At 42.7% G+C, this 22,322-nt stretch carries 27 protein-coding genes; 3 read left to right on the top strand and 24 right to left on the bottom strand.

Going from position 1 to position 22,322, the window contains the following annotated elements; translation table 11 throughout:
* Nucleotides 1-3 precede the first annotated feature (3 nt).
* The 15 genes from ACTWPX_RS13685 to spoIIIAA all read right to left on the bottom strand — a co-directional run bounded on the left by ACTWPX_RS13685 (nucleotide 4) and on the right by spoIIIAA (nucleotide 10,660).
* On the bottom strand, nucleotides 4-240 hold the full coding sequence (locus ACTWPX_RS13685; RefSeq protein ID WP_128526503.1) for an exodeoxyribonuclease VII small subunit: 237 nt from the start codon (nucleotides 238-240) through the stop codon (nucleotides 4-6).
* The gene (xseA, locus tag ACTWPX_RS13680; RefSeq protein WP_443120230.1) at nucleotides 233-1,582 is read right to left on the bottom strand and encodes an exodeoxyribonuclease VII large subunit; all 1,350 of its coding nucleotides are present in this window, start codon (nucleotides 1,580-1,582) and stop codon (nucleotides 233-235) included. The genes ACTWPX_RS13685 and xseA overlap by 8 nt, the downstream gene beginning before the upstream one ends.
* 13 nt (nucleotides 1,583-1,595) lie before the next feature.
* On the bottom strand, nucleotides 1,596-2,447 hold the full coding sequence (gene folD, locus ACTWPX_RS13675; protein ID WP_443120229.1) for a bifunctional methylenetetrahydrofolate dehydrogenase/methenyltetrahydrofolate cyclohydrolase FolD: 852 nt from the start codon (nucleotides 2,445-2,447) through the stop codon (nucleotides 1,596-1,598).
* A gap of 23 nt (nucleotides 2,448-2,470) precedes the next feature.
* The gene (gene nusB / locus ACTWPX_RS13670; RefSeq protein WP_128526500.1) at nucleotides 2,471-2,848 is read right to left on the bottom strand and encodes a transcription antitermination factor NusB; all 378 of its coding nucleotides are present in this window, start codon (nucleotides 2,846-2,848) and stop codon (nucleotides 2,471-2,473) included.
* Between the two features lie 143 nt (nucleotides 2,849-2,991).
* Nucleotides 2,992-3,390, bottom strand: a complete 399-nt coding sequence (locus tag ACTWPX_RS13665; protein ID WP_128526499.1) for an Asp23/Gls24 family envelope stress response protein — start codon at nucleotides 3,388-3,390, stop codon at nucleotides 2,992-2,994.
* A gap of 14 nt (nucleotides 3,391-3,404) precedes the next feature.
* Complete coding sequence (gene accC, locus ACTWPX_RS13660) at nucleotides 3,405-4,763, bottom strand: acetyl-CoA carboxylase biotin carboxylase subunit (RefSeq protein ID WP_128526498.1); 1,359 nt, start codon at nucleotides 4,761-4,763, stop codon at nucleotides 3,405-3,407.
* 15 nt (nucleotides 4,764-4,778) lie between these two features.
* A complete protein-coding gene (accB, locus tag ACTWPX_RS13655) occupies nucleotides 4,779-5,285 on the bottom strand; it encodes an acetyl-CoA carboxylase biotin carboxyl carrier protein (RefSeq protein ID WP_443120228.1) in 507 nt (168 codons plus the stop codon).
* Between the two features lie 340 nt (nucleotides 5,286-5,625).
* Nucleotides 5,626-6,177 (bottom strand): SpoIIIAH-like family protein, encoded by a 552-nt coding sequence (locus ACTWPX_RS13650; protein ID WP_443120227.1) that lies wholly within the window; start codon nucleotides 6,175-6,177, stop codon nucleotides 5,626-5,628.
* Nucleotides 6,178-6,189: 12 nt separating this feature from the next.
* Nucleotides 6,190-6,816 (bottom strand): stage III sporulation protein AG, encoded by a 627-nt coding sequence (gene spoIIIAG, locus ACTWPX_RS13645; RefSeq protein WP_443120226.1) that lies wholly within the window; start codon nucleotides 6,814-6,816, stop codon nucleotides 6,190-6,192.
* The gene (gene spoIIIAF, locus ACTWPX_RS13640; protein WP_128526494.1) at nucleotides 6,809-7,411 is read right to left on the bottom strand and encodes a stage III sporulation protein AF; all 603 of its coding nucleotides are present in this window, start codon (nucleotides 7,409-7,411) and stop codon (nucleotides 6,809-6,811) included. The genes spoIIIAG and spoIIIAF overlap by 8 nt, the downstream gene beginning before the upstream one ends.
* Before the next feature lie 10 nt (nucleotides 7,412-7,421).
* Nucleotides 7,422-8,588 (bottom strand): stage III sporulation protein AE, encoded by a 1,167-nt coding sequence (spoIIIAE, locus tag ACTWPX_RS13635; RefSeq protein WP_443120225.1) that lies wholly within the window; start codon nucleotides 8,586-8,588, stop codon nucleotides 7,422-7,424.
* Nucleotides 8,589-8,607: 19 nt separating this feature from the next.
* Nucleotides 8,608-9,000 carry a stage III sporulation protein AD gene (spoIIIAD, locus tag ACTWPX_RS13630; RefSeq protein WP_443120224.1) on the bottom strand — a complete coding sequence of 131 codons (393 nt, stop codon included), beginning with the start codon at nucleotides 8,998-9,000 and terminating at the stop codon, nucleotides 8,608-8,610.
* 4 nt (nucleotides 9,001-9,004) lie between these two features.
* A complete protein-coding gene (gene spoIIIAC, locus ACTWPX_RS13625; protein WP_128526492.1) occupies nucleotides 9,005-9,211 on the bottom strand; it encodes a stage III sporulation protein AC in 207 nt (68 codons plus the stop codon).
* Between the two features lie 17 nt (nucleotides 9,212-9,228).
* A complete protein-coding gene (spoIIIAB, locus tag ACTWPX_RS13620) occupies nucleotides 9,229-9,738 on the bottom strand; it encodes a stage III sporulation protein SpoIIIAB (protein WP_443120223.1) in 510 nt (169 codons plus the stop codon).
* The gene (spoIIIAA, locus tag ACTWPX_RS13615; protein ID WP_443120222.1) at nucleotides 9,683-10,660 is read right to left on the bottom strand and encodes a stage III sporulation protein AA; all 978 of its coding nucleotides are present in this window, start codon (nucleotides 10,658-10,660) and stop codon (nucleotides 9,683-9,685) included. Before spoIIIAA ends, spoIIIAB begins: the two co-directional genes overlap by 56 nt.
* Before the next feature lie 101 nt (nucleotides 10,661-10,761).
* Here spoIIIAA and ACTWPX_RS13610 point away from each other — a divergent pair, with 101 nt between their 5' ends.
* Nucleotides 10,762-10,989 (top strand): hypothetical protein, encoded by a 228-nt coding sequence (locus tag ACTWPX_RS13610; protein WP_443120221.1) that lies wholly within the window; start codon nucleotides 10,762-10,764, stop codon nucleotides 10,987-10,989.
* Here ACTWPX_RS13610 and efp read toward each other — a convergent pair.
* From efp to ACTWPX_RS13590, 4 genes are read right to left on the bottom strand one after another with little or no spacing between them, the layout of a single operon-like run.
* Nucleotides 10,986-11,543 (bottom strand): elongation factor P, encoded by a 558-nt coding sequence (efp, locus tag ACTWPX_RS13605; RefSeq protein WP_128526489.1) that lies wholly within the window; start codon nucleotides 11,541-11,543, stop codon nucleotides 10,986-10,988. The two genes, ACTWPX_RS13610 and efp, sit on opposite strands and share 4 nt — an antisense overlap.
* Nucleotides 11,544-11,562: 19 nt before the next feature.
* Entirely contained in the window at nucleotides 11,563-12,624 is a 1,062-nt protein-coding gene (locus ACTWPX_RS13600) for a M24 family metallopeptidase (protein WP_443120220.1), read from the bottom strand.
* Nucleotides 12,621-13,082, bottom strand: coding sequence for a type II 3-dehydroquinate dehydratase (gene aroQ, locus ACTWPX_RS13595; protein ID WP_443120219.1), 462 nt, complete (start codon nucleotides 13,080-13,082; stop codon nucleotides 12,621-12,623). The genes ACTWPX_RS13600 and aroQ overlap by 4 nt, the downstream gene beginning before the upstream one ends.
* A 45-nt stretch (nucleotides 13,083-13,127) precedes the next feature.
* Nucleotides 13,128-13,643, bottom strand: a complete 516-nt coding sequence (locus ACTWPX_RS13590; RefSeq protein WP_443120218.1) for a YqhR family membrane protein — start codon at nucleotides 13,641-13,643, stop codon at nucleotides 13,128-13,130.
* A gap of 347 nt (nucleotides 13,644-13,990) precedes the next feature.
* Here ACTWPX_RS13590 and ACTWPX_RS13585 point away from each other — a divergent pair, with 347 nt between their 5' ends.
* Nucleotides 13,991-14,398, top strand: coding sequence for an SA1362 family protein (locus ACTWPX_RS13585; RefSeq protein ID WP_128526485.1), 408 nt, complete (start codon nucleotides 13,991-13,993; stop codon nucleotides 14,396-14,398).
* A gap of 28 nt (nucleotides 14,399-14,426) precedes the next feature.
* Here ACTWPX_RS13585 and ACTWPX_RS13580 read toward each other — a convergent pair whose 3' ends face one another.
* The 3 genes from ACTWPX_RS13580 to ACTWPX_RS13570 all read right to left on the bottom strand — a co-directional run bounded on the left by ACTWPX_RS13580 (nucleotide 14,427) and on the right by ACTWPX_RS13570 (nucleotide 18,710).
* Nucleotides 14,427-15,314 carry a patatin-like phospholipase family protein gene (locus ACTWPX_RS13580; RefSeq protein WP_443120217.1) on the bottom strand — a complete coding sequence of 296 codons (888 nt, stop codon included), beginning with the start codon at nucleotides 15,312-15,314 and terminating at the stop codon, nucleotides 14,427-14,429.
* A gap of 114 nt (nucleotides 15,315-15,428) precedes the next feature.
* Complete coding sequence (mntR, locus tag ACTWPX_RS13575) at nucleotides 15,429-15,860, bottom strand: transcriptional regulator MntR (RefSeq protein ID WP_443120216.1); 432 nt, start codon at nucleotides 15,858-15,860, stop codon at nucleotides 15,429-15,431.
* 276 nt (nucleotides 15,861-16,136) lie between these two features.
* Entirely contained in the window at nucleotides 16,137-18,710 is a 2,574-nt protein-coding gene (locus ACTWPX_RS13570; RefSeq protein WP_443120215.1) for a vitamin B12-dependent ribonucleotide reductase, read from the bottom strand.
* A 356-nt stretch (nucleotides 18,711-19,066) separates the two neighbouring features.
* Here ACTWPX_RS13570 and ACTWPX_RS13565 point away from each other — a divergent pair, with 356 nt between their 5' ends.
* Complete coding sequence (locus tag ACTWPX_RS13565) at nucleotides 19,067-19,447, top strand: rhodanese-like domain-containing protein (protein ID WP_443120214.1); 381 nt, start codon at nucleotides 19,067-19,069, stop codon at nucleotides 19,445-19,447.
* A gap of 51 nt (nucleotides 19,448-19,498) precedes the next feature.
* On the opposite strand, the gene gcvPB is transcribed toward ACTWPX_RS13565, so the two are convergent.
* Complete coding sequence (gene gcvPB, locus ACTWPX_RS13560) at nucleotides 19,499-20,959, bottom strand: aminomethyl-transferring glycine dehydrogenase subunit GcvPB (RefSeq protein WP_443120213.1); 1,461 nt, start codon at nucleotides 20,957-20,959, stop codon at nucleotides 19,499-19,501.
* Nucleotides 20,952-22,301: an aminomethyl-transferring glycine dehydrogenase subunit GcvPA gene (gene gcvPA / locus ACTWPX_RS13555; RefSeq protein WP_443120212.1), complete on the bottom strand. Its 1,350-nt coding sequence runs from the start codon at nucleotides 22,299-22,301 to the stop codon at nucleotides 20,952-20,954. The genes gcvPB and gcvPA overlap by 8 nt, the downstream gene beginning before the upstream one ends.
* Nucleotides 22,302-22,322: the final 21 nt, after the last annotated feature.

The raw sequence follows: 22,322 nt of genomic DNA, 5'->3' as shown, positions 1-22,322 counted from the left end.
GATTCACTCTTCCTCCTGCACCGAAAACGGCTCGAATTCACCATGCTCATTCATGATCTTCTGCATTTGTGTTTCTACATTGCCGAGCTTTTCACTACATAATTTGGAAAGTTTCATCCCTTCTTGATAAAATTGGATCGCTTTTTCCAAAGGTACTTCGCCTGTTTCAAGTTTCTCTACTATCTCTTCCAATTGCTTCATTGCTTCTTCAAAGCTGATTTCTTCTTTATTATCAGTCATTTTCTTCCTCCTTCACGCCTGTTACATGGCAGTCGATTGTTCCATCCTGCACTTTCAACGAGATCGGATCCCCTGACTTCACGCTGCTTGCTTTTTTGATGACTTTTCCTTTTTCAGTAAAAGGAATGGCATAACCGCGCTTCATAATATCAAGTGGATTTAAAAGGGTTAATTTATCAATTGTGGTATGGAAACGTTCCTTTTTGTGTTGCAAAAGATGCTGAAACCTTAGTTGGAGCTGCTTCGTCTGCTTTTCCAACGTTTCCGCCCCTTCTTTCATCTTCGTTTCCGGTCCTTGCTGACGCAGCCTTTTGGTCAAATAAGACCACTGTTCCTGGTGCTGGGAATGTTTCCGTTCAATCTGCCGGTTCATCCGTTCTAATATCCGATCAAGGTCTTGTTCTTTCTGACGCATCAATTGTTCGGGATATTTAAAAGCGTAAGACTTTTGCAATCTAGTCAATTTTTGCTTGGCTTCCGACTGAATTCCAGCCATCACTCGAATCAAGCGTTGATTATAAGCATGAACCTGGTCCTTCAATTCAATTATCGATGGTACTGCCAATTCAGCTGCTCCAGTCGGGGTCGCTGCCCTTACATCCGCCACAAAATCACTGATTGTGGTATCTGTTTCATGACCAACACCAGAAATCACTGGAATCTCAGATTCGGCAATCGCCCTTGCGACCACCTCTTCATTGAACCCCCACAAGTCTTCGATGGAACCTCCGCCTCGACCGACGATCAGAACGTCGCAATCTAAATGTTCATTCGCATATTGAATGGCATTGACCACTGAATTCGCCGCTCTTTCCCCTTGCACAAGGACAGGAAGAATCGAGACAGGGACAATCGGATACCTACGATCAATGGTCGTTAATATGTCCTTGACGGCAGCGCCTGTTGGCGAAGTGATGACCCCAATATGCTGCGGATATGTAGGGAGGGGCTTTTTCCGATCGAAAGCGAACAGCCCTTCTTTTTCAAGCTTTTCTTTTAATTGTTCAAAGGCAAAGTATAGGGCACCGATTCCATCAGGTTGCATTTCTTTAAGGTATAACTGGTACTGACCCATCGGTTCGTACACATTCACTTCCCCTTTGACCAACACATTCATTCCATTTTCGGGGACGAATTTCAACGATCGGTTGTTTCCGGCAAACATAACAGCCTGAATGCGGGCTTGTTCATCTTTAAGAGAAAGATACATATGCCCGCGGCTATGGTGTTTAAAATTAGAGACCTCTCCCCGGAGCCACACAGTTTTCAAGTGTGGATCACCGGAGAGCTTCCGCTTGATATACTTCGTCAAGGCTGTAACTGTTAAATATTGTTCCTGCACCAACCATTCCCCCTTACTGGCCGTGAATTCGTTTGGCGGCTTCAATCGTATTATGGAGCAGCATCGTAATCGTCATCGGCCCAACTCCTTTAGGGACCGGGGTGATGTAGGATGCTACTTCTTTGGCAGAATCAAAGTCGACATCTCCCGTCAACTTACCATCCACACGATTTACACCGACATCAATGACCACTGCCCCTTCTCTAATATCTTCTCCAGATACAAGAGATGGCTTACCAGCTGCTACAATCAATATATCTGCCTGTTTAGTATGATGACGCAGATCTTTCGTCCTTGAATGGCAATGTGTAACTGTTGCGTTTTCATTCAACAACAATTGCCCGACTGGTTTACCGACAAGGTTACTTCTGCCCACGATTACAACGTGCTTCCCTTCCAAAGAGATAGCTGCACGCTTGAGCATCACTAAAATTCCGTAGGGGGTACAAGGATAAAATGTATCTTGTCCAGTCAGCATCCTGCCCGCATTCATAGGGTGAAAACCGTCGACATCTTTTTTGGGATCGATTGCTTCAATGATCTTCTGGTCAGATATATGCTCTGGTACTGGCAGCTGAACGAGAATGCCATGTACCTTATCATCCTGATTCAAACGATCGATTAAATCCAGGAGATATTGCTCTGAAGTATCTACAGGAAGTTCAATCAATTCGGAATCAAGACCAACTTTTTCAGAAGCACGCTGTTTGCCTTTAACATAGGACATGGATGCTGGATCTTCTCCTATGATCACGACCACCAATTTCGGATGAATTTTCTTCTCATGTAAAGCACTGACTTCTTCTTTCATCTCTTGACGTAGTTCTTCAGCTAATGGTTTTCCGTAAATCACTTCTGCTGACATTTCTCCATTCCCCCTTCAAAATTTTATACCATTTTTGATAAAACGCCGTTGACAAACTTCCCTGAATCTTCTTCCCCGAAGATTTTGGCTAATTCGATAGCTTCGTTGATCGCCACCTGTGTCGGTACATCTTCTTTGTACTTCATTTCATAGGCTGCCATTCGCAAGACTGTCTTCTCTACTTTAGCCAGACGTGCCAATGTCCAATGATCCAGGTTGTCAGAAATCCATTGATCCAATTCCTCCCGGTACTTCATAACTCCATGTACGAGATCATAAAGGAAATCATCCACTTCATGCCCTTCGACTACATGCTCGATTGCTTCATCTGTGTCAATTTCACTCGTAATCGTTTGAAAAAGCGCCTGTAACGCTTTTTCTCGTGCTGTGCGTCGTTTCATGTTCATTCTCCTTTAAGATAATATCCGTTAGAATAATAACATTTTAGCGGAATAAAAGCTATGATGATAGGGTAGAACCAATCATAGTGAATTCTTTCATTAAAAAGAAAAATCAGAAAGGGAGTCCCCTTTCTGATTATCATTTAAAATTCTTCCACTTCAATTTCTTCTTCTTTTTCCATCTGTACACCAACAATATGCACATTGATTTCTTTTATTTCGAGTGCGGTCATATTTTTAAGCGCTTGCCTTGTATTGTCCTGAATCTTCTGTGCTGTATCGGGAATCGAAATCCCGTAATCCACAACGACGTAAGCATCGAGCAATATCCCGCTCTCGGTCAACTCAACCTTCACACCTTTACCATGGTTCTTCTTCCCAAGGCGCTCTGCTACACCAGAAGCGAAATTTCCCCGCATGGAGGCAACACCAGCCACCTCCGATACAGCGATACCGGCGATGACTTCAATAACTTCAGGAGCAATCTCTATATTGCCTAATGTCGATCCGTCCGTCACATTCAACAATTGCTTTTCACTCACTATGACCACTCCTTTTAGGATTCATCTTTCATTATAGTATATTTCTCTAAGAACTTCGTGTTAAAATCTCCTCCAACGAAAATTTCATGGTTCATGACACGCTGGTGAAATGGAATGGTTGTATAAACACCTTCGATCACGAATTCATCCAATGCACGCTTCATCCTGCGAATTGCTTCGTCACGATCCCTGCCATATGTGATCAGTTTCGCAACCATCGAATCATAATAGGGTGGGATCATATACCCTGGATATGCGGCAGAGTCCACGCGTACTCCGAGTCCACCAGGTGGAAGGTACATATCGATTTTCCCAGCAGAGGGCATGAAGTCCTTGTGTGGATTTTCTGCATTAATCCGACATTCAATCGACCAGCCTTCAAATTTGATTTCCTCTTGAGTAAAGGAAAGTGGTTCGTTATTTGCAATCAATAACATCTCTCTTATCAAGTCGACACCTGTCACCATCTCTGTCACAGGGTGTTCCACTTGGATTCTCGTATTCATCTCCATAAAGTAAAAGGAGTCCGCTTCTTTATCGAAAATAAACTCGACAGTACCTGCACCTGAATAATCCACAGCTAAAGCAGCTTTTACAGCTGCATCCCCCATCTTCTCTCTCATTGCATCTGAAATCGCAGGCGATGGTGTTTCTTCAATCAGCTTCTGAAGACGGCGCTGAATCGTACAATCACGTTCCCCCAGATGTACGGCATTTCCGTGGTTATCTGCCAACACCTGGATTTCTACGTGTCGGAAATCTTCAATGAATTTCTCAATGTAAACTCCCGGGTTGCCAAAAGCCGTTTCAGCTTCCTGTTGGGTCATGCGGATTCCTTTTTTCAAATCTTCTTCATTACGAGCAACACGAATCCCTTTACCGCCACCACCGGCTGTAGCTTTGATGATAACAGGGTATCCGATTTCCCCGGCTACTTTCAGACCATCCTCTTCATCTTCAATAATCCCGGCAGAACCTGGAACGACAGGGACGCCAGCTTCTCTCATCGTTTCTCTCGCCACGTCTTTGGTCCCCATCTTCTGGATAGCGTATGCAGATGGGCCGATGAAGGTAATGTTGCATTCCTCACACATTTCGGCGAATTCAGCATTTTCAGCTAAAAATCCATAACCTGGATGGATGGCATCGGTTTCGGTCAATGTTGCAAGACTCATTATATTCGTATAATTCAAGTAACTATCTTTACTTAGCGTCGGTCCTACACAATATGCTTCATCAGCAAGTTGGACGTGCAACGCTTCTTTATCTGCTTCGGAATAAACAGCGACCGTTTCGATGCCCATTTCTTTGCAAGCACGAATGATCCGGACCGCTATTTCCCCGCGGTTGGCTATCAGAACTTTTTTAATCAACGTCTCATCCCCCGTTTACTTAGACTTTACGCGGAACAACGGCTGACCATATTCTACCAGTTCGCCGTCTTTAACAAGAATCTCGACGATTTCTCCTGATACTTCCGCTTCAATTTCATTAAATAATTTCATTGCTTCGACAATACAGACGACGGAATCTTCTTTCACCTGATCCCCGATCTTCACATAAACATCTTGATCCGGTGATGGTGATTGATAGAACGTTCCAACCATCGGAGACGTCACTTCCGCATCATAATCACTCTTGGAATCCTGGACGGGGGCAGTCTCTTCTTCCGTCGGCTCTTCCTTTGGCTTCTGTTGCGGTGCTTGCTCTTTCACCTCTGGTTTCGGTTCCGCTTTTGCCTGGACGGGCTGCGGGGCCTGAGCAGGTTCTGTTACAACTTGTCCTTGTTGTTTTTTCATTTGCACTTTTGTTCCATTAGCTTCATAACAAAATTCATCAATATTGGATTGGTCGATCAATTTAATAATTTCACGAATTTCTTGCACCTTCAACATATGTGGCACCCCTTTATGTAAATAACTTTTTATAACTGGTACTAATAACTCCTCTTAACATTCTATTATAGAATACCACTTCCCTGCAACTTCCCATATGAAAGCGTAAGCAACTTCTTTAAAAATTTCAAAAGAAAGCACTCCTCTAAATCGCTGAAACTAACAAAAGCTGCGATTACTAAATAACGATGTCGTTAGGCAGTCAGAGATAGAACCCGCTCCCCGTATCTTTACCCTGTTTAAAGATATGGCACACCTTTTATATCCCCTTTCCATCTTTTAATTTTATTGATACAAAAAAACCTCACCCCTTTGGAACAGGGGTGAGGTTTTTGCTGATTCAACTTGTTGGCTGAAACTGGACTTGGACCGTTTTTTGGCCGAATTCATCTGATACCATCTGGATGATTTGGTTTGTTTCCGTTTTAGAAAGTTCATTTGCTCTAACGGTTACATGAACAACATCATCTTCAGCTCTAACCAGAACATCCTCATAAGAATCACTGGCTAGAATCGTATTTTCAATGATTGACTCTTTGGATTGTGTCGATTTGATCGTCTCCATTTTTTCTAAAGCTTCATTTTTTTCTTCTGTAGAATAATCGCTGGAGGCCATGATCTCAGATAATTGTTCAGTCACTTGATCTCGTTCCTGCTGCATATCCAAACGGATGGCTGAGAAGAGTTCCTCTGTGGAAACTTGAGAAATCACCGTCCCATCTCCAGTGGTTTCCGCACCTTCTTCCCCTGTCGCTTCATCGGTGATTTCCGCCCATTCATCTTCTTGTATGAAGGCCATTTCTCCACTATCCGGTGATGTCATATAATACACACTCAATACGATCAACAAACTCAACATTGTCAACAACCAAACTGTTTGCTTTTTAACCAAGGTAACCCCTCCTTATTGTTTAGGCAAGACGGAAATTCTGTGTGTCGGCACATCCAATACTCTAGCGACAGCTTCAACCACCCACGCTTTCACCTGCATTTGATCGACACCCTCAGCAGTCACGAAAACTCCACTGACGTCTGGCTTGGACGTTTGAGTGAGTAGTGGTACTTCGCGATCGCCTTGACGGACGAGGACTAACTGCTGTTCTCTCGAATAATCTTCAATTTCCCGTTCGCCTCCGTTCTTATCATTTTCTTTTGTTGTTTGCTTTCCTATGATTAAGTTTTTGTCATACACTTTTTTATGTGTAGATGACAGGTTGATCATAATATCCACGGCATTGACACCTTGAATGTTTTCAAGTAACGGCTTGAGTTGTTTTTCATATTCCACTTCCAACTGTGAAATGGAGTTCGTCATCTCACCTGTTTTAGGCGCTGCGGATTCTTCCTCTTGAGATGGCACTCCTTGTTCCGGCACTTGTTGTGGTGCGGGTGGATCAGAAGAAAACCAGTTACTCGTTAAAATGATGAGGATTCCGATTATGCCTAACCCGATGAAATATTTCGGTTTGTTGATTTTTCTCCCTTCTTTACTAGACAAAGGTTGCAACAGCTTATTCCACCATTTATCCATCCTCTTCCTCCCAGCGGATATCGATTTGTTCTTTGTCCAAGTTTAAGAAATCAGCTACCCATTTTTGTACTTTGGGATCGTCTCCACCCTCTTCTGGACTCGTATCTTCCATTACCGTAATGTCCACTTCCTCTACAGTATGGGGTTGATTGTCACGTGATACTGTGAGGGTCAGCTTGTCCAGTGTCTCCATACTGTATGGCTCTTGAAGAAAGCTCATTTCTACATTCATGAGGGCTAGGTTCTGCTCTTCTTTCAAAGGTTCCTCAATTTCAGCAGCTAAGGATTGGGTAACTTGTTCTAATTTATATGCATCTTGTCCCTCGAGTATTTCATTTTTCTTAGATTCTATATTTTCATCCAATAACTCTGTATTCCATTGTTCCTGCATCGTATCATCGGCTTGTTGGATCAAACGCTCTGGTTCGATCTTCAAAAGCTGAAGTAAAGGCCCGAGAAAAATAAGAAGCAGTAGAATGGACATAACAAGCCGGGCGTATTTTTTCATCACTCCAGAAGGCAGTAATGCATCTGCCATCATCGCTAATATAAGAAATAAGACGATTTTCGTAATCCATTCGATGAAAAGTTGCACATTCACCACCCTACCTGACCATCATAGTGATATTACTGGCAGCCACCATGATAACGATAACTAAGAAGAACATCATCGAGACCATTAATAATGCAGCAAATATATACATAATATGTCGACTGACGACATCCATAGCCTGGATGATTGGACCATCACCAAGTGGCTGCAGCAAAGCCGCTGCTATTTTATATATGATAGCGATCGCTAATACTTTCAAAGCAGGAAATACAGCAATCCCCAGTAGGATGACTACACCTGCAATACCTAATGTATTCTTCAATACAAGTGATGCGCCTAAGATGGTGTCCGTCGCATCTGTAAAAAGTCTTCCGATGACAGGAACGAAATTACCAGTGACAAACCTTGCTGTTTTCATCGTGATTCCATCTTGAACGGCAGTGACTGTACCCTGCACAGAAATGACGCCGAGAAATACCGTCAAGAAAATACCCATAATGGCAAGCCCTGTTTTTCTCAATAATTCAGCAAGCTGATCGACCTTATACGTCTCATTCAAACTTCCAACAATCAAAAGTAAAGCAGAAGAAGCGAATAATGGTATGAGCAGGTATTTGACTAAAAGACCGCTGGACTGTACAAGTGCTACGATAATAGGGTGGAAGAAAGAGATCGACATCAAATGACTGAAAGATGCCATGATTCCCAATAGAAGCGGAATCAGGCCAATCATGAAGCTGCTCATGCGTTCGATTGCATTCAAGGTATAGCCAATTACCTGGCCGAAACTTTCTAATGCTAAAGTCAGTAAAACGAGATAGACAACCATATATGCAATCCGGCTGACAACAGAGTTTTCAAAAGCCGACTGGACTGACTGCAATAACGTACTGAATAACGTCAAAAATAACAAAGAAGCAAGCAGCTTTCCATTCAACAGCAATTCATGAAAAAAGAATTTCAAAATACCTGAGAACCAATCAGAAGACTTAACAGAGCTCTCACTCTCGATGAATTCACGGAAGTTGTTTGTATTGAATGTAGGCATGTATTCCCCATACTCATGATTTAATTGTTTCCAGCTTTCCTCTAATTCCTCTGTCGTCACATGATCCAGCATCGAAGGAACTGCATCGGGAGAGGAAGAAGAAGCGAAGGAGACTATTGGAGACCCCACCAATCCGATGACTAGGCAGCACAACGTCAATAATCGTTTCATTGCATCCCTCCCGATTTCCCTAGGTACCTGGTATGAAGTTCAATATTGTCTCTATCACTGCTGTGACAATGGGAATTGCCAGCATGAGAATGAACAATTTTCCGGCAAGCTCTACCTTAGAAGCCAGGGCGTTCAACCCCGCATCCCGGATCAGCTGCGCTCCGAACTCTGCGATGTAAGCAATTCCGATAATTTTCAAAATCGTCTTGAAGTACACTGGTTCAATTTGTGCTTGTGCTGCGATATAAGCAAGCAGTGAAAAAATATGCTTCACCTGATCAAGAATAGATAAAAATATGACGATCACAGTGAACAAAAGGAGCAGAAAGGCGACCGAAGATTTTTGTTCTTGCAGCAATATAATCAATAAAGCCGCCACTAATCCTAAGGATACGACTTGAATGATGTCCATGACGCTACCCTTGATAAAGGAAAACCGATTTGATCTGCTGAAAAAGATCGGCCAGGCGGTGAAGTACGATGAACAGGACAATGATAAAGCCTGTTAACGTTACAACCTGTGCGATTTCCTCTTTTCCCATTTGTTTTAAAATACTGTGAATCATAGCGACAATTATTCCCACACCTGCTATTTGGAACAAGATCGATGCATCTTGAAGCACAATGGCCCTTCCCCCTTTTATATAATTAAGATAATTACGAGCAACCCGCTCAAGATACCCATCCCCCTGGCCATCTTTTGGTATTGCTCTCCAGCCTCGAGAGCTTCATGGAGTTCACGGTCAAGGTGATGGAGTGTCAATTGAATTTGTTTTTGCTGCTGCTCTAAATCGTGTTGACCCAATGTACGGCCGAACTGAATCAATATTTCCAGCTCACTTTTTGTCATCGCATTCCAAGACCAGTGTTTCTTCAAGTGTTCGGACCAAAGCTGAGAGAAATCATCACATGCGGCTTGCTCCTGGACAATTTTCTCGAAAAATTGAGAAATCGGTCTTGGCAAATGCCTGGATAAACTTTCACAAACTTCCCATAATGAGGATTGACCATAGACCATTTCTGCTTCTATCATTTGCAGGGCGTTTTTCCACTGCCGGATGTGCCCGGGTCTTTGCTTATATCTAGAAGCGATATCAAAACCTGCTAACGTAGTGACCGTCAGTATGATGACGGCTCCGATCCATTGCACCTGAATCACTTCCCTTCCATGTAGCAAGAACTTGTCCAGATTGATCCAAAATTGTTAAACCTCTCCGTTTCGCTGGTGCCATACGCTCTAAAATAAGGTATCTTTCAAAAATCTGCTCTTCAATTAATCGATTGGCAGAAGGTCTCTTTCTCACCCCTGACAAGCTGTTTCCGTGGATACTGCATATGACATCCACCCCTGTGAACGTGGCTTCCCGAACAGCAAGCGCATCGGTTTCTCCACCTATTTCATCTACGATCAATACATCTGGAGACATCGAGCGAATCATCATCATCATGCCTTCCGCTTTTGGACAGGCATCCATGACATCCGTCCTCTCTCCTACTTCTAATTGCGGAACCCCTTTCATACTCGCCGCGATTTCTGAACGCTCGTCTACCACTGCTACCTTTGCAGCCTGATAACCTCGATGAGAGGAGCCGATATATTTGCTGAGTTCCCTTAGCACTGTCGTTTTTCCTGAGTGAGGTGGACCAATGATCAACGTGCTCTGCCATTTCCCATCCTTATACAAATACGGTACTAAACTCTCGACTTGTCCACTTGTAGCCTTAGCGACTCGGATATTCATGAAAGAGATATGCTTCAAAGTATCTACTTCATTGTGATGAGTGTTCGCTTTTCCAGCCAAACCAACTCTATGACCGCCTTCGATTGTAATGAACCCCTCTTTTAATTCGTCTTTGAATCGATAGAGTGAGAATTGACTGATCTGGTTTAGAACAAAAGATAGATTTTCAGGGGTCATCAGGGTTCCCTTTAATTTTTGATGATGGGAAGAATCTAAGATCTCAATGGGACGATCGACTCGCAAGCGGATTTCCTGGACACTCTTCCAACAGACCTCGCTTTTTAAGAGATGTTGGATAGGTGATGGAAACAAACGGATAATCTCCTTCATCCTCTCTTACTCCTTTAATTGGTTTACTTCATATGTATGTCTATACTCCATGCTTATGACAGATGGAATGATATAAAATAGAAGAATTTAAGAGAGTCAAAGTGAGTCATATGGGAGATGATAGAGAAGGAATAGAAAAACAAAATAAAAAGCTTCCTACTCATTACAATGATCAAAAATTCAAAAATAGAAGAACATATTCGGAGAATTTCAGAAGATTTTTTATCAGCCTGATTAATCAGCCTGTTATTTTTAAATTCCAAAGCAATGAAAAGAGAGCTTGCCCTGCAATGTGCAGGGCAAGCTCTCTTTTTATCATCCACGCTTAGGCGCGTGAAACATATTTTCCATCTGTTGTACTGATCAATAATTTCTCTCCTTCATTAATGAAGAAAGGAACTTGTACAGTCAAGCCTGTTTCAAGCGTCGCTGGTTTTGTACCACCGCTTGCTGTATCTCCTTTGATTCCCGGCTCAGTTTCTGTCACTTCAAGTTCAACGTTTTTCGGAAGTTCTACACCGATGGTTTCACTCTGATAAGACTGGATTTGCACTTCCATATTCTCTTTCAAGTAGTTCAGCTGCTCTTCAATCGTAGCTGTAGGAATTTCAACTTGTTCGTATGTTTCCGTGTCCATGAATGCATGCATATCGCCGTTTGCATATAAATATTGCATTTTACGGTTTTCAATGTGGGCACGCTCCACTTTTTCACCGCCGCGAAACGTTTTTTCCTGGATATTGCCATTACGGAGGTTACGAAGTTTTGAACGGACGAACGCCGCCCCTTTACCTGGCTTAACATGTTGGAAATCCATGACCTGCCAAATATCCCCTTCTACTTCTATTGTCAAACCTGTACGAAAATCGTTCACTGAAATCATCTTTGTTCCTCCTTTAAAATTACAACGTGATCAATTCTTTTGAAGAGTGACTCAAACGCTCATTGCCTGACTTCGTGACAATCGTATCATCTTCAATGCGGCAGCCGCCTACATTTGGAACATAAATTCCCGGTTCGACCGTGACAACCATACCTTCCTCGAGGACTTGATCTGAACGGAAAGATAAACCGGGACCTTCATGAACATCCAGACCCAATCCATGTCCTGTCGAGTGACCGAAGTATTCGCCATACCCTTCCTCCTTGATATAATCACGCGTCAATGCATCGGCTTCTTTGCCAGTAATTCCTGCTTTTATTCCTTCCATACCTTTCAATTGCGCCTGTAAAACAGTATCATAGATTTCTTTCAACTGATCGTTGATTTCACCTACAGCTATAGTTCGCGTTATGTCTGAACAATATCCTTTATATAGCGCGCCGAAATCAAGCGTGACTAACTCACCTGACTGGATTTGTTTTTCAGATGCCACTCCGTGCGGTAACGCAGAGCGGTATCCAGAAGCAACAATGATATCAAAACTAGAGGAAGTCGCTCCCTGCTTTCGCATGAAGAATTCCAACTCGTTCGAAACATCGATTTCTCTGACACCAGGTTTTATGTAGCCAAGAATATGGTCAAAGGCATCATCTGCAATCTTAACAGCATCCTTTAATATACTAATCTCCTCATCCGTCTTAATCAAGCGTAATTTTTCTACGATACCCGATGTCGGAATCAGTTCTGCTGCTAATGCTTCATTATATTGCTCAAAAAGACTGTATGTAACATGGTCCTTTTCAAATCCTATTTTACCCAAACCAAGCTCTTCTACTTTAGCTGCCACTGCTTTCGGCATAGGAGTCTTGTGTTCAACGACACTGAATTCATTCGCCTGCTCGCTGGCTTGTTCAGTGTAACGGAAGTCAGTGATCAGGATTGCCTCATCCTTTGTGATCAACACTGCTCCCGAAGAGCCTGAAAATCCTGAGATGTAACGTCTGTTCTTCGCGCTCATAATCAACAAACCATCTAATTTTTCTGAAGCTATCTTTTTTCGCAAACTAACAAGCTTACTCATGAATCATTTCTCCCTTCCCTTTCGATCTTTTGAATAACCCCTAATGTAGCCAGGCGATATCCATCAATACCGAATCCGACCACTTGCCCTGCACACACAGGTGCCAACATGGATGTATGGCGAAAGCTATCCCGATTATGGACATTCGATATATGGATTTCTACTACTGGTGGATTAATAGCACTGACTGCATCCCGGAGCGCTATGCTGGTGTGGGTATAAGCTGCTGGATTAATGACAATACCCGCAGCCTCTCCTTCTGCCATTTGCACTTTATCTACCAAGTCACCTTCATGGTTCGATTGAAAGGCCTCCACTTCATACCCATGTTCCCATGCTGTATCTTTGACGACTTTTGTGACATCCGCCAAGGTTTCATGACCATAAGTGTCCGGTTCCCTCTTGCCAAGCATGTTCAAATTTGGTCCGTTAATCAAGAAAAGTCGTTTTTTCCCCATTCGACGATCCCACCATTTCCGAAATTGTCATACATTTTCAGTTTATCATACTCTTCCTTCATTTGAATAAGAATTCGCAGTCTCGTTGAATTCTCGATATTCATAAGAAATGGAATACCCGATAAACACACCGTATAAAATAAATAAACAGCCTGTCGTGACCCATGTGTCACTATTCAAGTCAAGAAAAGAAGGGATTGCTGGAAATAAAGGAGTCAGCACAAAATACACAATAGACCATAGAGCAAGCCCGAAAAATACACCAGGCCAAATTCCATTTTTATTTTTCAGTGTAAAATAGTAAAGTAATGCACTACCCAGAGAGAGTAAACCAACAAAAAGAATAGCTAAGACCTCCGCCAGCCAAGTCCCGGTCCAGTCCGTCTGCCAGAAGGAACGAAAAATGAAGGAAGCAGCTGAAACCTCTGAGAAATGAAAATAATATGCAATTGCGCCTAACCCGCTCCATAAGATACCCGCCGTAAAACCTGTCACTAAAGCTTTTCCTAAAACACTTTGCTGTGGCTCTTGTTGTCTCTGTTGTTTCGGCTTGTCTGCCATCTCTATCACCTCATACCTTCATTTTAACCAACCCGATTTATTTCATGCTCTTTTCAAGAGTGAGACTAGTGATTCTTTCCATTTTGAGGTAAAATAAAGATGTAGTCTAAATAAATATTCTAGTGTTTAAATAAAACTCCGAGAAGGAACAAGTTTATTAATATCGGTTATGAATCTTTACAAGATTAAAACAATCTTTGCATACTTTCATACAAAAGGGAAAGAATCATAAATAACACACACAAACGTAATTCAATCCTTAGAAAATGATGATAATGGTCCGAATAAGGGTATATAATTAATAATCATACACTAAGCGACATTCATTAGAAGGGAGGAATGATCATATGCGTAAATGGATGACTCCTGTCATGTACACATTGATCGGTTTAGCCATCTTTTTCGTTGCCATCCAACTGTTTACAAACACTTCTAGTTTCTTGACATCGATTGTTATGATGATCGGAATTGCTGCCCTCCTTTATGGAGCAATTTACTTCTTTTTCCTCCGCAACCGCGGTTTTGGAGGGGGAACGGGCGGAAACCGCAATGATATGAAGAAATACAAACAAGCGGTAAAACAGTCTAAACAAAAATATAAACAACCGAGTCCGCCAGTTAAAAAGACCAACGCAGCTAAAACACCAGCCAAATCTTCTCCATTCAGCAAGAAAAAACGCAAAAGAACGAACACACCTCAATTGCGTGTCATTGAAGGAAATAAAAGCAAAGATAAAAATCGAGCCACTTTTTAAGTGACTCGATTTTTTATCGTTTAGAAAGTTATCTGCTCCACCGTTTCAAAAATTCCCTTGCATGCTCGTGCCCAAGATGCATCAATGCTTCTTTTTCTTCCTCACTCATATCGAAATCTGTCGTCTCAATCGTATTTACAGGAATGAAAATAATGTCTTTACTCATGGATCTGGATATATAGCGGGCATCATGAGCTTGCTGCATCGTTTTGAACAAGGCATGAAACATTTGAATCGCGTTCTGGATTTTCTGCTCCGGTAATTTATCAGGTTCATCACTCAATTTCATTCCAATTATGGGCCGTGTTCTACATCCCTCTTTCTTTTCCCATATCCAAAGTGGAAAATTACTTAACACTCCTCCATCTACTATGACAGACTTTCCTCTTTTTCCATGGATTTTTACGGGGATGAAAAAATAAGGAAGCCCTGAACTCATTCGGACCGCTTTTGCGACAGAAAAAGTGGCCGGTTCAATGCCATACACCTTTTTCAAATCATCAGGGAGAACAACGATCCTTCCAAGGGTCAAATCAGAACATATGACTTTCAATGAGCCTTGAGGGATATCTGCGAACGTGCGCACACCTTTTTCTTCTAACCACTCTTCCAACAAGAATTCGAGTTGATTACCTTTGTACAAACCCATACGAAAATATAAGAGCAGCCACTTCATAAATGGAAAAAGTCGATCTGTGATCGGAACATCGACGAGTTCTTCAAACGATAAGCTTTTCAATCTCTCTTTGATCTCTGTTGCGGAATAACCGGCTGCAGTCAGACTGGCAAGAATCGCACCAGCCGAAGTACCCGCCACTCGATGGAATGAATAACCTTGACTTTCCAACTCCTCCAGAGCACCGATAAAGGCAAGGGCTTTGACACCACCTCCGGAAAAAACACCGTCCACTTTCATCCTGATTCACCCCACTTTATTCCATTATAAACGCGAGATAAAAGAATTAGAACGGCAAGACACAAGAAGAAATTTGAAAAATAAAAGACGCATGGAAATCCATGCGTCTGTTTTTCACTCTTCATTCTGTTCTTCATTTTTCTTCTGAACATCGCGCAATGCATCCACACGATCCGGTTTCTCATCAAAGTATTGGACGAGATCGCCAATGCGATCAATAGAATTCCAGCTCATATGATGTTCAATTCCTTCAACATCTTCATAGATATTTTCGTGGTCGACCCCGATAATTTCTAAAAACTGTTCGAGAAGTTCGTGGCGGTAGACAAGACGTTTACCAACTTTCTTCCCTTTTGGTGTTAGGATTAGACCGCGATACTTTTCATAATTCAAATATTGATCACGGTCCAATTTCTGAACCATTTTTGTGACAGAGGATGGATGCACCTGGAGATTTTCTGCAATGTCGGATACCCGTGCATACCCTTTATCTTCTATAAGAATATATATTTGTTCGATATAATCTTCCATGCTTGGTGTTGGCATGTTGAACCCCCAATAACCTGTCATATGTAGGTGCTGAACAATTGTGCTCGCGCCTTAAGGATTCCATAGCATAAGGCGTAGAGCTATGTTAAGTAAGACTCATTCTTCCATAAAAATGATACACTAGTTTCCACCTTGTGACAAGCAAGGTCACGCTTTGAATAAGCTTGCGTACTTATTGATGAAGATATCTCCTAATTTACTCCCTCAAATTTTCTATTAATATCAGAAAACAAACACCAGACAAGGCGGGACCTCATCTGGTGTTTGTCAATTTCAGAGTCCACATTTCAACTGAGCGTTACAATTGGTGCATGTGTTACAACCACCGATATCTTCCACGGTCCCCTGGCGGCAAACCGGGCATGTATCGCCAACTTCTGAACCGATCGTGACATTAGTCTTATCCAATTCCTGAATGGTATCCATCAAGACGACGCGAGGAGTATTCTCTTCTTCCTCAAAAAGTTCCGTCTGTTCACCATCAAAGTCATTTTCCTCAGCTTTCAGGGACAATACTTGGCTGTCGCGACTGCCATCGACGTAAACCGTACCACCTTTGGCTCCACCCCGATATAAGCGTTGATAGACACTTTCAACTTGTTCCACGGTATACCCTTTCGGTGCATTCACCGTCTTGGATATACTGCTATCCACCCATCGTTGAATGATGCATTGAGTATCAGCATGATCTTCCGGCCTCATCGTCATCGCCGTAACGAACCATTCCGGCAGCTCATCAGAATCCTGCTCTGGATGCTGGTCCAGGTATTCTTGTAAAATGTCCGCTTTCACTTCAATGAATTTCCCTAGACGTCCACTACGGTAATAAGAGAAGGAAAAATAAGGTTCAAGACCTGTGCTTACTCCGACCATTGTACCTGTGCTTCCTGTTGGAGCTACAGTGAGGAGGTGGGAGTTACGAATACCATAAGCCAGTACCCCATCTCGGATATCCTGCGGCATCGTCTTCATGTAACCTGTTTCTATAAAGCGCTCACGAAGTTTTTTCGTCTCCGCATCTGTACCACCAACTAAGAAAGGGAAGCTTCCTTTTTCTTTAGCAAGGTCGATTGAAGCACGATAGGCAGTCGTTGCAATTGTTTCAAAAATCTCATCTACCAACTTATTGCCTTCTTCTGAACCATAGACAGTTTCACAGTAGATCAATAAGTCATGCAGCCCCATAACCCCAAGACCTATGCGGCGTTCACCAAGGGCTTGGACTTTGTTTTCTTCCAGGAAATACGGGGTAGCATCGATCACATTATCCTGCATACGCACTCCCCGTTCAACGGTTTGCTTAAGCTTGGAGAAATCAACCCGTTTGTATTCCTTATCAGCAACGCTAGCCAGGTTTACAGCTGCTAAGTTACAAACGGAAAACGGCGCAAGAGGCTGTTCTCCACACGGGTTTGTTGCTACGACTTTTTGACCGTATGCTGTAGCATTTGTTTTTTCATTGGCGTTATCAATAAAGAAGATTCCAGGTTCAGCAGAGTATGTCGCACAAATATTGATCAGATTCCAAAGCTCTTCCGCCTGGACTGTACGATAGGTACGAATGCCGAAACCACGCTCTTCCCACTCACGGACATCACCGCTGTTGTGCCATTCGGCGTTATACGTCGTCATTTCATCTGCTGTGTAATTTTCAACGTCCGGGAAACGCAGCTGATATGTTGTGCCATTTTCTACCGCTTCCATGAATTCTTTTGTAATACAGACAGAGATGTTCGCTCCGGTCAGAAACTCTGAATTATGAACGGAATACGTGCCGCCTGTTTGAAGTTTCTCTTCAGCTTCCTGTATGCTCTTATCTGTAAAACCACCCTGCCCTTGAATATGTTTATAATTCACAACACTTTGATACAAATCCTTTTCTGTATCAGTTAGCGGCGTAAATTTAAGCCTGTCCTTGGCAAGTTGTTTTATTTGTTCATCTTCTGTATTTTCAATCAAAAATCGAAGGATCCTCGGGTTCTGCATTTTAGAAATGATGAATTCGAGGATATCTGGATGCCAATCAGCTAACATGATCATTTGCGCTCCGCGTCTTGACCCGCCTTGCTCGACCAGATGCGTGAGTTTAGCTATATCGTCCAACCAGGAGACGGAGCCAGAAGATTTTCCATTAACCCCGCGAGCCAATGTGTTTCTTGGACGAAGCGTCGAACCATTTGTTCCAACTCCTCCACCCCGCGACATAATTTCCATCACTTGCTTGCGGTGATCCGAAATCCCTTCCCGTGAATCTTGAATGTATGGCATCACATAACAGTTGAAATAAGTGACATCCGTTTGGGACCCTGCTCCGTATAATACACGGCCGGCCGGGATGAAGTTAAGATCAGAAAGTTCTTCATAAAACTCTTGAAAGCTTTGACTCTTTCTCCGGGGATCTGTTTCTACTTCTGCCAGCCCTGTTGCGTTTCTTAACGCAATCTGTTCGTAGTATACTTCCAAAGGCTTGTCAATCGTATCCAGATTCCTTCGAATCAGCCCGGTTTTACGTTCTTCTTCATGGTCAAGTACATTCAAAAATTCATTCTCGACTCGTACGATCGCTTCATGTGTATCCCAATCGATGGAGTGAATAAATCCAAAGCCTCGAGCCGGGAATTTAGGGTCGTCCTTAACTGTCAGAACAACAAAATCCCCTTCCGATAATGTAAGCTTTTCTGTATCCTTAAACGCATAACGATCAAGCATGACTAGTCGCGACACACCTTTGTGTGTAATAGACATGGAGTCTGTAATTTCATGTACTTGTGAAAACTGACGAATATCAGCATTCAATCGTTCCACATTTATTTTTGTATGAACATCCGCGGAGGTAGTTGTTTGCATCTTGCATCTCTCCCTTAATTAATAAATCTACTATAAGTAACATACCACACTCATGAAAAGTTAATCAATATATTGTGCCTTTTTTTAAAAGTCGCACAATATATTGTGTTATTGAACAAGTGTGTAGAAATTTGTCAATCAGGAAATCATAAGAATATCGATGAAAAAGCAAGTGAGCGAAAGTAAATACAATTATTTTTCACCCTCATCACCTTTTTCATCATTTGCGTCCCGAGATGTCGCCTCAATCTCATCAAATCAGCATTTTTTATAAGCAGTGCAAAAAATATTTTTGAAATGCAGTCGATTCCCTCCTATAATAGATAGAGGAGTAGAGAAATGAGGGGGATGGAATCATGGAATTATGGATCTTAATCGGGGCACTTGCAGCAATCATTGCCTTCGGTGTTTATAGATTCTTCAAAGCTAGAAAAATCATGAACACATTGACTGAAGATGAATTTCGCGAAGGATACAGGAAGGCACAATTGATCGATGTGAGGGAATCAAAAGAGTTCGATGGCGGACACATCCTGGGTGCACGAAACATTCCGCTTTCACAAATGAAAAACCGACTTGTGGAAATCCGCAAAGATAAGCCTGTTTACTTGTATTGTCAAAGTGGTGCGAGATCTGCCCGTGCAGCTATGATGTTACACAAGAAAGGCTATGAAGACTTGAACATGCTTCAAGGTGGATTTAAAAAGTGGTCTGGTAAAATCAAAACGAAAAAATAAATCTCACATTAGAAAACCGGAGCCCGCTGCATGTGGACTCCGGTTTTTCTATTATTCTTTGATATACCTCAGTACTGGTTTTCGCGCCGCCTGTGTTTCATCCATTCGGCTGACAATTGTAGTATGCGGTGCTTCTTGAACCTTTTCGGGATCATCTTTTGCTTCATTAGAAATTTGGATCATCGCATCGATGAAATCATCCAATGTTTCTTTAGACTCTGTTTCCGTCGGTTCTATCATCAATGCTTCTTCTACATTGATCGGAAAATAGATTGTCGGAGGATGGTAGCCAAAGTCCAATAGTCGTTTCGCCATATCCAATGTGCGGACACCTAGCTTCTTCTGACGCTTACCAGAAAGAATAAATTCATGCTTACAATGACGATCGAAAGGCAACTCAAATTCGCCTTGTAAACGGCGCATCATGTAATTCGCATTAATCACGGCATACTCACTTACCTTCTTCAAACCTTCCGGCCCCATTGTACGGATGTAAGTATAGGCGCGGACATTGATTCCGAAGTTCCCATAGTAAGGTTTAACTCTCCCGATTGAATCCGGACGGTCATAATCGAACAAATAAGTATCATTCACTTTTGTCAAAATCGGTTTTGGTAAGTAAGGAGCTAATTCTGATGTAACACCGACTGGTCCAGAACCAGGTCCTCCACCCCCGTGAGGTCCAGTGAATGTTTTATGCAGATTCAAGTGGACAACATCAAAACCCATGTCCCCAGGTCGAGTATAGCCTAAAACAGCATTTAAATTCGCCCCATCGTAATACAGCTTACCTCCAGCTTGGTGGACGATGTTTGCCATTTCTTCAATATCTTCTTCAAACAACCCCAGCGTATTTGGATTCGTCAACATCAACGCTGCTGTCTGATCATCAACCACACGTTTCAAGTCTTCTAAATCTACAAGGCCACGTGCATCCGATTTGACAGTCACAGCTTCAAAGCCGGCTACTGTTGCAGACGCAGGGTTGGTCCCATGAGCGGAGTCAGGAACAATGACCTTCGTACGATTTTCATCACCGTTGGCTTCGTGGAAGGCACGTATCATCATAAGTCCTGTCCATTCTCCGTGCGCACCTGCAGCAGGCTGAAGGGTTACCGTATCCATCCCGGTGATAGCAGATAAAGACTCTTGCAGATCATACATCAAATGCAAGGCCCCCTGGACCGATTCTGCCGGCTGGTGTGGGTGGATATGGCTGAAGCCTGTCAGACGGGCCACATCTTCATTCATTTTCGGATTGTATTTCATCGTACAGGATCCAAGAGGATAGAAGCCAGAGTCTACTCCATGATTCCGCTTCGACAAAGCTGTATAATGCCTCATAATTTGAAGCTCACTTACCTCAGGAAGGTCCGGTTCGTCCTTTCTGACATACACATCTCCAAGCATGTCTTCAACATCGACTTCTGGTACATCCAAATCAGGCAGGCTGAAACCTGTACGACTCTCTTGGCTCAGTTCAAAAATCACTGGAAAATCTTGATTAGCCATGGATATCCCCCATTTCCCTGACAAATTGATCGATCTCTTCTTTAGTGCGGATTTCTGTGACAGCGATGAGCATCGACTTTGTTAAACTCCTATCTACTTGACCTAAGTCATAGCCTCCGATAAAACCTCTATCCAATAACACACGATTAACTTCAGCGACATCATGACTCAGCTTAACGACAAGTTCATTGAAAAAAGGGCCCTCAAAAGCTACCTCAAAACCGTTCTCCTGTAACACTTTCTTCATATAAGAGGTTTTTTGAATATTCATCCAAGCCATTTTCCTTAATCCTTGTTTTCCTAAAGAAGACATGGCTACAGAGGACGCCAGGGCATTCAAGGCCTGGTTGGAACAAATGTTTGATGTCGCTTTATCCCTGCGGATATGCTGCTCACGCGCCTGGAGAGTGAGAACGAACCCTCGTCGCCCTTCTTCATCGACCGTTTGACCTACAAGGCGTCCTGGTACCTTGCGCATTAATTTTTTAGTAGTTGCAAAGTAACCACAATGCGGCCCTCCGTATTGTGCCGGGATTCCGAATACTTGAGCATCTCCGACGACAATGTCTGCACCAAATTCACCAGGGGGTGTCAAGAAACCGAGAGCTAAAGGATTGCTTGATGTGATCATCATCGCCTTTTTCTGTGTATCTACAAGAGAACGGACTTTATCTAACGGTTCTACTTGCCCGAAAAAGTTTGGATACTGGACTACAACACTTGCGGTATCATCATCAAGCACACGTTCTAATTGATCAAGGTCAGTCATACCGTTTTTGTGATCGATTTCAACCACTTCCACTCCCGGCCCTTTAACATAAGAGTGAATAACAGCAAGTGATTCAGGGTGGATCGCCTTCGATACGAGCACCTTTTTCTTCTTAGTCTGGCCAGCGGATAGGTTGACCGCCTCCGCTAAAGCAGTTCCTCCATCGTACATTGAAGAATTAGCGACATCCATGCTGGTCAGTTCACAAATCATCGTTTGGAATTCAAAAATAGCTTGTAATTCACCCTGGGATATTTCCGGTTGGTATGGAGTATAAGCAGTATAGAATTCTGACCTGGATATTACGTGATCGACAATGGAAGGAATGTAGTGATCATACACCCCCGCTCCCAAAAAAGAGGAATGTGATTTCAGATTGACATTCTGTTCAGATAACTTCGTAAGTTCCTTCATTAGTTGAAATTCATTTTTCGGTGCCTTGATGTCCAATTCTCCCTTGAAGCGGACATTTTCAGGGATATCAGAGAACAGTTCATCCGATTGCTCTACTCCGATCCCCTCAAGCATCTCTCTTTTATCTCTTTCAGTCATTGGCAAATAGCGAAATTCCATACGTATATCCCCCTCGAATCA

Origin of the sequence: Halobacillus sp. H74 (genome assembly GCF_052246715.1) — a bacterium.
Lineage (GTDB): Bacteria > Bacillota > Bacilli > Bacillales > Halobacillaceae > Halobacillus > Halobacillus litoralis_A.
Note: the sequence above shows the minus strand (reverse complement) of the source record. Positions and strands in the feature narration are given on the sequence as shown.